We start from the raw sequence: 5666 nt of genomic DNA, 5'->3' as shown, positions 1-5666 counted from the left end.
GGGATGTCGGCACCGTCGACGTGGTCGAGCCGGTGCTGGCCGCCCAGCCGGTCTCCTCGCCCGACGTGGACGCCACCGTCACCGCGCTGCGTGGACTCGGCGAGAAGGTGGGTGTCACCTTCGGCGCGCCGGCCAAGGCGCAGAATCAGAACGCCTTCGCCGTGACCAAGGAGTTCTCCGAGAAGTACGGCGTGCGGACCCTGTCCGAGTTGGCCGAGAAGTGCTCGGGCACGGCGACGGTGCTGGGCGGCCCCCCGGAGTGCCAGGAGCGCCCGTTCTGCAAGCCGGGCCTGGAGAAGACCTACGGGCTCGCGGTGGGCTCGTTCTCCTCGCTCGACGGGGGCGGCCCGCTGACCAAGACCGCTCTGCGTAACGGCACGACCAGCGTCGGCCTGGTCTTCTCCACCGACGCGGCGTACGCGCAGGGCTGAGCATCGCGGCACCTTCGGGCGCCCCCGGCCGAGTTGGCCGGGGGCGCCGCTGCATTGCCGCTCGGCGACCCGTTCCGGGATGTGGCCGACAGCTCTCCGCCTAGCTGCCGCCGAGCCGTTCCCACGTAACGCAACTCTCGGTAGGCTGCGGACCCATGTCCGCCCCGGTGCCCGCCGACACGCGCAAGCCGCAGCTACTCACCGTCCTCTTCTGGGGCGGTGTGGCCCTGGCTCCGGTGGCGGCGCTGATACTGCTGGTCGCCGACGGTAACGGCCCGCTGCGGTTCGCCGCGGTGCTGGCCATCGTGGCCGTGGTGCTGATCGGGCTCTCCATCGCGTTGCGTACCGAGGGCGGCGGGGAGGCCCACGCCGAGGAACTGCGCGAGGAGATCGACGAGCTGCGGCGGGAACTGCGTGGCGAGATCGTGGCCGCCGCCCAGCGCGGTAACCAGGCACTCGACGAGGCCCAGCGGGTCCAGACGGCGCTGGCCGGCCTGCGCCGCCAGGTCGACGCCGGTGGCGGCAGCCCGGTCGGCGGTGAGGAGCCGCCGGGCCCGGGGCGTGCCCGGGTGCCAGCGCCGGAATCGGAGGCACCAGCGCGCTACGCCGAGCGGCCCGCTGCCCAGGCCGGGGTCTACGGCACGGCCCAGGCCGCCGGCCCCGGCACCGGCCCGGCCAGCGGGTACGACGACCACCCGGCCAACGGGTACGACGACCGCCGAGCCGGCGGGTACGACGTTGAACGCCCGGCAGCCGGACACGGCGGTGACCGAGTGGCGTCCGGATCCGCCGGATACGGCGGTGAACGCCCCGCCGCAGGCTATGCCGGTGACCGCCCGGCCACCGGCTCCGCCGGGGTTTACGGCTCGGCCGCCCGCCCCGAGCCCGACGGCCGATCCGGTGATCCGGCACCGCGTCCGCTCGGCGTCGTGCGGCACACCGAGACCGTGCACGTCACCACCCGGCACACCATTGTGGACGGCGGGGTCGGCGAGTCCGGCACCCGGTACGGCGGTTACGCCACCCCGTGGTCGTCGCAGCAGGAGGAGCCCCCGCGAAGTCATCATGGCGCGGACCGCGACGACCGGTCGTGGTCCGACGCGGACGAGCGCTCCCGCCGGGACGACGGCCGCTCCTGGTCGGGGCCGGCCCGAGAGGAGGAACGCTCCTGGTCCGGCCCGGCCCGGGACGAGGAACGGTCCTGGTCGGATTCCCGGGACGAGCGCCCCTGGTCCGTTCAGCGCGAGGACTGGTCCACGCAGCGCGACGACCGGGCCGCCCACCGCGATGACCGCTCCGCTCACCGGAATGACCGCTCCGCACACCGGGACGATCGCGACTGGGGTGCGTCCCGCGACGAGCGGGGCTGGGACGACGGGGGGCAGCAGTGGGAGGCCGCCGCCGAACAGTCCCCGCCCGGCCGGTCGTCCCGGCCGGACGACACCGGGCAGTACTGGGCGCAGCTGCGTGCCGGTGACCGCTGGGCCGCCGTACGCGACGACGACCGGGGACGGGAGCTGCGGGTCGGCGAGCGCCGCGCCGAGGTGCACGCGGACCACGCCGGCACCGAGTACCGGGTGGAGGACCGCTGGGCCAGCGTGCGGCGCGACGAGCCACGACGTGACGAGTCGCGGCGCGAGGCCGGTCGCGATGAGGCGTGGCGGGACGGCTGGGGCGAGCCGGAGGACCGCCCCGCGCTGCCGGCCGGTGGGGTCCCGGTGCCGGACGAGTGGCGGCCACCCCGCCAGCGTGAATACCAGCCTGAATCGGGTCGCGGGTACCAGCCGGAGCCGGCGCGCGGGCAGCGTCCCGACCCGGAGCCGTACGGCCGGCGGCACCAAGCCGAGGAGGCCGGCTACGGCCACCCGGCCCACGACGGCACCAACCGCTGGCGCTGATCGCCCGGACTCACCGGGTCACTTGTCGATGTCGCCGACCACGAAGAACATCGAGCCGAGGATGGCGATCAGGTCCGGGACCAGGCAGCCGGGCAGCAGGGTGGCCAGCGCCTGCACGTTCGCATACGACGCGGTGCGCAGCTTGAGCCGCCACGGCGTCTTCTCGCCCCGGGACACCAGGTAGTAACCGTTGATGCCGAGCGGGTTCTCCGTCCAGGCGTAGGTGTGCCCCTCGGGCGCCTTGAGCACCTTCGGCAGTCGGGTGTTGATCGGCCCGGTGAGCCGGTCGACCCGGTCCAGACACTGCTCGGCCAGGTCGAGTGAGGCGTACACCTGGTCGAGCAGCACCTCGAAACGGGCGTGGCAGTCGCCGGTCGTGCGGGTGACCACCGGCACGTCGAGCTGGTCGTAGGCCAGGTACGGGTCGTCGCGGCGCAGGTCCAGGTCCAGACCGGAGGCTCGGGCCACGGGGCCGGAGGCGCCGAACGCGGCGGCGTCGGCGGCGGAGAGCACGCCCACGCCGATCGTACGGGCGAGGAAGATCTCGTTGCGCCGGATCAGGTTGTCCAGGTCGGGCATCCGGCGGCGTACCTCGCCGATCGCGGCGCGGGCCCGGCCGGTCCATCCCGACGGGACCTCCTCCTTCAACCCGCCGACCCGGTTGAACATGTAGTGGATCCGCCCGCCGGAGACCTCCTCCATCACCGCCTGCAGGGTCTCCCGCTCCCGGAAGGCGTAGAACATCGGGGTGATCGCGCCGATCTCCAGCGGGTACGAGCCGAGGAACATCAGGTGGTTCAGCACCCGGTTCAGCTCGGCCAGGGCCATCCGCAGCCAGGTGGCCCGTTCCGGCACCTCCATGCCCATCAGCCGTTCCACGGCGAGCACCACGCCCAGCTCGTTGGCGAACGCCGAGAGCCAGTCGTGCCGGTTGGCCAGCACGATGATCTGCCGGTAGTCGCGTACCTCGAACAGCTTCTCCGCGCCCCGGTGCATGTAGCCGACGACCGGTTCGGCGGCCAACACCCGCTCGCCGTCGAGGACGAGCTTGAGCCGCAGCACGCCGTGCGTGGAGGGATGCTGTGGACCGATGTTGAGCACCATGTCCGTGCCGAGCTGCTCCCCGCCGGTGCCCGCCACCAGCCCGGCGCCGGTACCGACGGTCAGCTCACGCAGGTCGCCCGTGGTCATGCCCGCCATCGTGCCATGAACATCACGCCGGAAGTGGCAGCCGGTCGGCGGGCAGGCCGACCGGCTGCCACAGCCACCAGTGCCCACCCAGCCCGGCCGGGTCGGTCAGTTCGGCCACCGCCGACGCCTCGGCGAGCGCCCGCACGTATTCGGCCGGGTCGCGGGCGGCCAGGCTCAGCGGTGGTCGCCCGCCGTCGGCCCCGAGCGCCCGCAGCCCCTCCCGCTGCGACCCCAGGAAGTACGCGCACCGGCCGACCCGCGCACCGGCGGAGGCGACCGAGTCCATCGCGACGTGCGCCGTGACATCACATGATCCGTCCGGCACCGGCGGCACCTGCCGCCCGCCCCGGTACCCGGTCAGCGACCCGTCGACCGGCCGGTCCCCGCGCAGATGCCCGTAGTCCACGGCCAACGCCAGCCCCCGGTCGACGTGCCCCACCGCATCGGCCCACGCCTCATCTCTCGTCCGCCCGATCTCTGCTCGCGCTGTCGTGGGAGCGCTGTCCGTCGGCAGGGGCCACCAGGTGTTCAGCCAGTCGGCGTCCGCTTCGCTGACCGGGCCACCTGTCGTGTCCGCGCCCGACGTCGGGTCCACCAGGAGGTAGTGCCAGCCTTCGGGGGTGTGGATGGCCAGGTCGAGGGGGACGTTGTCGAGCCACTCGGTGGCGATCAGCAGCCCGATGATCCCGGCGGGGATTTTTTCCGCCCAGTTGATCTGTTCGGGTAGGTCCCCGGGGCGTGGGGCGAGTTCGACGGCGGTGAACCGTACCCGCTGGGCCAGCGGGACCAGCGCGGTGTCCGACCCAAGAGCCGGCCCCGAGCGGGTGGGCTCGCCGGAAACCCCAAGAGTGACCCCTGCGGACAGCGCGCGAAGAAGTTCCCCGCGCCCGGCTCCCACGTCCACCACGTCGAACGGGTCGGGGAAGTTGAGGGCCGTGTCGACGTGCGTGATGAGGCGGAGCAGGGACCGAGCGAAGACCGGAGAGGCGTGCACGCTGGTGCGGAAGTTCGCCGCCGGCCCGGTGCCCGCGACGAAGAAGCCGCCGGGCCCGTAGAGAGCCTGCTCCATCGCGTCCCGCCAGGGCAACTTCATCAGGTCATCCTCGTGTCCGGGGTGCCACCGCGGGGTGCTCGCGCGAGCGGTGAACGATTTCACACATCCTTGTTTCGGATCCATGTCGGCGACGCATACTTGCCCTCGACCGGTACCCATCTCGAGGACTGGATCGTGACATGAGCGCACCGCTGCGCCCGCACCCGGCCGCCCGTCGGCGGCCCGCGACCGTGCCGTCTGCCCAGGTCGCCACCGCTCCCGTGCTCACTGTCGGCGTCATCGGCGCCGGCCGCGTCGGTGCCACCCTGGGTGCCGCGCTCGTCGCCGCCGGCCACCGTGTGGTCGCCGCCACCGGGGTATCCGGGGCGTCCCGGGCCCGGCTGGCGCTGCTGCTACCCACCGCCTCCCGCCGCCCGGCCGCGGCGGTCGCCCGGGCGGCCACCGACCTGCTGCTGATCGCCGTACCGGACGACGCGCTCGCCGGGGTGGTCGCCGGGCTGGCCGCCGACGGTGCGCTGCGCCCCGGCCAGGTGATCGCGCACACCTCCGGGGCGCACGGCCTGGCGGTGCTGGCACCGGCCACCGCGGCCGGCGCGCGTCCGCTGGCGCTGCACCCCGCGATGACCTTCACCGGTACGCCCGACGACCTCGGCCGGTTGCCCGGCATCTCGTACGGCGTGACCGCACCGGCCGAGTTGCGTCCACTGGCCGCCCGGCTGGTGGCGGACCTTGGCGGCGTGCCGGAGTGGATCGGGGAAGCCGACCGGCCGCTCTACCACGCGGCGCTGGCGCATGGCGCGAACCACCTGGTGACCCTGGTCAACGAGGCGGCCGACCGGCTGCGCGACGCGGGGGTGGGGCAGCCTGAGAAGGTGCTCGGCCCACTGCTGCACGCCGCCCTGGAGAACGCGTTGCGCCTCGGTGACGACGCGCTGACCGGCCCGGTGTCCCGGGGCGACGCCGGCACCGTCGAGCGGCACCTGGCCCGGCTGGCCGCGACCGCGCCGGAGTCGGTCGCCCCCTACCTGGCGCTGGCCCGGCGCACCGCGGACCGGGCGGTGGCCGCCGGCCGGCTACGCCCGGTCGACGCCG

General features: G+C 74.0%; 5 protein-coding genes. 3 read left to right on the top strand and 2 right to left on the bottom strand.

Annotated elements, in window-relative coordinates:
• Window positions 1-431 (top strand): glycine betaine ABC transporter substrate-binding protein (locus AB0M52_RS29540; protein ID WP_363960540.1); only part of this gene is annotated, 431 nt, incomplete at its 5' end.
• A 155-nt stretch (window positions 432-586) separates the two neighbouring features.
• A complete protein-coding gene (locus AB0M52_RS29535; RefSeq protein WP_363960537.1) occupies window positions 587-2329 on the top strand; it encodes a hypothetical protein in 1743 nt (580 codons plus the stop codon).
• A gap of 18 nt (window positions 2330-2347) precedes the next feature.
• Here AB0M52_RS29535 and AB0M52_RS29530 read toward each other — a convergent pair whose 3' ends face one another.
• Window positions 2348-3529: an NADH-quinone oxidoreductase subunit D gene (locus tag AB0M52_RS29530; protein ID WP_363960534.1), complete on the bottom strand. Its 1182-nt coding sequence runs from the start codon at window positions 3527-3529 to the stop codon at window positions 2348-2350.
• A gap of 13 nt (window positions 3530-3542) precedes the next feature.
• Window positions 3543-4613, bottom strand: a complete 1071-nt coding sequence (locus tag AB0M52_RS29525) for an SAM-dependent methyltransferase (protein ID WP_363960531.1) — start codon at window positions 4611-4613, stop codon at window positions 3543-3545.
• 140 nt (window positions 4614-4753) lie between these two features.
• Here AB0M52_RS29525 and AB0M52_RS29520 point away from each other — a divergent pair.
• Window positions 4754-5666, top strand: a 913-nt coding sequence (locus tag AB0M52_RS29520; RefSeq protein ID WP_363960528.1) for a DUF2520 domain-containing protein, incomplete at its 3' end; no start/stop codon positions are given.

Origin of the sequence: Micromonospora sp. NPDC051296, assembly GCF_040682255.1 — a bacterium.
GTDB lineage: Bacteria > Actinomycetota > Actinomycetes > Mycobacteriales > Micromonosporaceae > Micromonospora > Micromonospora craterilacus.
This window is presented reverse-complemented; position numbering and strand designations above follow the sequence as displayed.

Coding starts and splice junctions, on each gene's coding strand:
- AB0M52_RS29525 (WP_363960531.1), bottom strand. CDS start 4,613: ATGAAGTTGCCCTGGCGGGACGCGATGGAGCAGGCTCTCTACGGGCCC.
- AB0M52_RS29530 (WP_363960534.1), bottom strand. CDS start 3,529: ATGGCGGGCATGACCACGGGCGACCTGCGTGAGCTGACCGTCGGTACC.
- AB0M52_RS29535 (WP_363960537.1), top strand. CDS start 587: ATGTCCGCCCCGGTGCCCGCCGACACGCGCAAGCCGCAGCTACTCACC.